This is a genomic window from uncultured Eudoraea sp. (assembly GCF_947258525.1).
Classification (GTDB): Bacteria; Bacteroidota; Bacteroidia; order Flavobacteriales; family Flavobacteriaceae; genus Eudoraea.
Map to the genome: position 1 here is coordinate 1 of NZ_CAMYIP010000100.1, position 2,639 is coordinate 2,639.

A 2,639-nucleotide genomic window follows, 5' to 3' on the forward strand; every position below is an offset into this window, starting at 1 on the left:
ATTTAAAAGTGATTTTATCAGCAAACATGGTGCTCACGCCAATACTATACTCGGAGATACAACAAAACCCGTTACTGCAAATTATTTTGTAATTCATGATACTGCTGCAACAAATAAAGCAACCACTAGTTCTCAACCTGCAAACAATACAGGCATTCATATGTGGCTTAATAATGACGGTGCATATCAGACACATGATTGGAATCACAGAGGTGATGGTACCAAGGTCGAGCGCGCTAACAATGGTTGTTTTGTCCATACCGAACTAGTTAGGCACCCCAAATTAGATGAAGCTGTAGCAGGTGTTAAACAGGCAGATACCTATTATACAGACTTGCAGTATGAATTGCTTGCATATGCCTACGTCGTGTGCTCTATGAGAAAAGGAAAGCTATTGGAAGTAACCGTTCATCGTGAATTAGATCGTTCGATTAAAAATGGACATAATGATCCGCAGCATTTTAATATGAATGGATTTTATTCTCTTGTAGACGGTATACTCGGTATGCCAATTTCTAAATTACATCCTCCATTACGCGATTTTACCTATGGTATAGAGCATAGTCGAATAATGAAACACAGACAGGATAATTGGTCAGGATATAGAAATGAGTTCATTCCTTATGTAGAATCTAGAGTGACCAGAGCTGAACAGTATAGACCAATTGCTCGAAGAAGGAATAGTGCAGGAAATGTTATTAATACCGATTATGCAACAAGTGATATTACGATGCGTAGACGTTGTTAATCTATATTCAATAGAAATTCAAAAGTATCAACATTGTCAGCATAATCTGCTCGGAATCTACCGCTAATTTATCCTGAAGTTGTTTCGCCAGGTTTTAGCATTCCGCTACCTATATCACCTGGTCGTAATGGTTTTACTCCAGCTTTATCATTAAACTATAACTCTGGAGGAGGTAATAGTCCATATGGATTGGGTTGGTCTGTTGCTTATCCTTCTATTCAGCGTAAGTCGGAATAAAAAGTTGCCACAATACGGAGGTGGACTGGAAGAGGATACGTTCATGTATTCGGGTATAGAGGATTTAGTTCCTTATTTGGAAGAAGATAATGGAAATTGGGCAGCAAAGGAATATCCAAATAATGGGAATGATGGGTATACTGTAAAACGTTACCGACCTCGAATAGAATTTGGTTTCGCCATTATTGAAAGGATTACATATGTTTCTCAGGATGTTTCTATTAACTCGAAAGGCACTTATTGGAAAGTAACCACAGGAGACAATATGACGACAATTTTCGGGAAAAGTGACTTGTAGCAAAATAGAATTAGATTAAAAAAGATACGATTGAAAGAAAATAATAAAACTGAACTAAAGGTTTTTGAAAATTTTGTAAAATCTGAAGAGGGATCTTTATTGTGGGATGAACATAAATACCGCCACGATCTTATTTGGAAACATTTAATTCGTTCAACAGTGGCCGTTATAGCATTAGTCATTGTGACGTACTCTAAAAATCTGAGCATAGACAAAATCCTGATCCTGTTGGCTTCGGTACTGGCGATAGGTTACGTCATTTTTACCTATGTGGTCATTAAAAAGGAACTTGTACTGTTTCGTAATATTGAATTGCTACACCGTAAAAGGCAGAATAGGGTCATTGGCTTGAAAAGGCGAAAAACCATGGAAGCAGAGGGTGCAAAAGTAAAAGATGACTTTGAACTTCGTGTCCTTTTTTATCTCGGTGCTCAATTTCTGATTGTTGTTACAGCCTGTGTCATTAATAAATCAAATGCGATATACGAAATGAGCTAAACTCAATAAAATGGAAATATCAACAAAATATAACCTCAAAGAGAAAGACTACCTGGATCTTTATAAATGGTTCACCGAAGATGCCGCCAAGATTAAGGAACGCATGTGGGCCATGGCTACTTTCTTTTATACCTTCTTAGGAGGCTTGTTGGGTTATACTGGTAAGGAACTCTTGTCAGATGAAATGTCTTTAAAGAACCCTCTCGTTGTTGTGTTGATAGGGATCATTGGTTGTGTGCTAAGCGGCTATGGCATGTATATGATACGCTCTTATGGATTTCACATCAGAAGTGGGTGGAACCGGGCCAACTATATCCGCTTTCAAATTAAAGGGCTAAATGAAATATGGGATTATGGTATACCAAAAAACAAAAATATCAACTGGTTCTTAAAAATAAAGTCCTTGTTTATAAAACAAAAGGACTTTAAGGATAAAAACGAGGATGATTTAGATAACGAAGTTGATTACGGGTTAACTCCGGAGGCCAAAAAAATGGTCAACTTAATGAAACTTATCTTTCTATTATATATAGGATTGATCTTTTGGGGTATTTGGCAATTGAATGCCTCATTATCGTAATTACAACAATACTAAATTAATCTTTAGAAAAATAAAAACAAATTCGACCATCATGGCAAAGCCAACTAAAAGTAAAATAAAGGTTTTGATTATGAGTTCAACAAACATATTTCCCTTCGACAAATTAACCCATTGGCATTAATACAGTTGAAGGAAACGGGTAAATGTGAATTCCATATACCCGAAATTCTATTTAAATGGATTATCCAGAACATTATAAAAGACGTATCAAGTCAGTATCTATATCAATGCCATGTATTGTAGGTCTTAATACGGGT

At 36.3% G+C, this 2,639-nt stretch carries 5 protein-coding genes and 1 pseudogene; all 6 read left to right on the forward strand.

The window, feature by feature from the left end; all coding sequences use genetic code 11:
• The coding region (locus Q0X89_RS07675) for an N-acetylmuramoyl-L-alanine amidase (RefSeq protein WP_297692793.1) at window positions 1–748 on the forward strand (748 nt) is incomplete at its 5' end.
• A 111-nt stretch (window positions 749–859) separates the two neighbouring features.
• Entirely contained in the window at window positions 860–985 is a 126-nt protein-coding gene (locus Q0X89_RS18030) for a SpvB/TcaC N-terminal domain-containing protein (RefSeq protein WP_367177028.1), read from the forward strand.
• A complete protein-coding gene (locus tag Q0X89_RS07680) occupies window positions 933–1,283 on the forward strand; it encodes a SpvB/TcaC N-terminal domain-containing protein (protein ID WP_297692795.1) in 351 nt (116 codons plus the stop codon). The genes Q0X89_RS18030 and Q0X89_RS07680 overlap by 53 nt, the downstream gene beginning before the upstream one ends.
• A gap of 30 nt (window positions 1,284–1,313) precedes the next feature.
• A complete protein-coding gene (locus Q0X89_RS07685; RefSeq protein WP_297692797.1) occupies window positions 1,314–1,781 on the forward strand; it encodes a hypothetical protein in 468 nt (155 codons plus the stop codon).
• A gap of 10 nt (window positions 1,782–1,791) precedes the next feature.
• On the forward strand, window positions 1,792–2,361 hold the full coding sequence (locus Q0X89_RS07690; RefSeq protein WP_297692799.1) for a hypothetical protein: 570 nt from the start codon (window positions 1,792–1,794) through the stop codon (window positions 2,359–2,361).
• A 96-nt stretch (window positions 2,362–2,457) separates the two neighbouring features.
• Window positions 2,458–2,639, forward strand: a pseudogene (locus tag Q0X89_RS18035) (hypothetical protein); the annotation flags it as partial.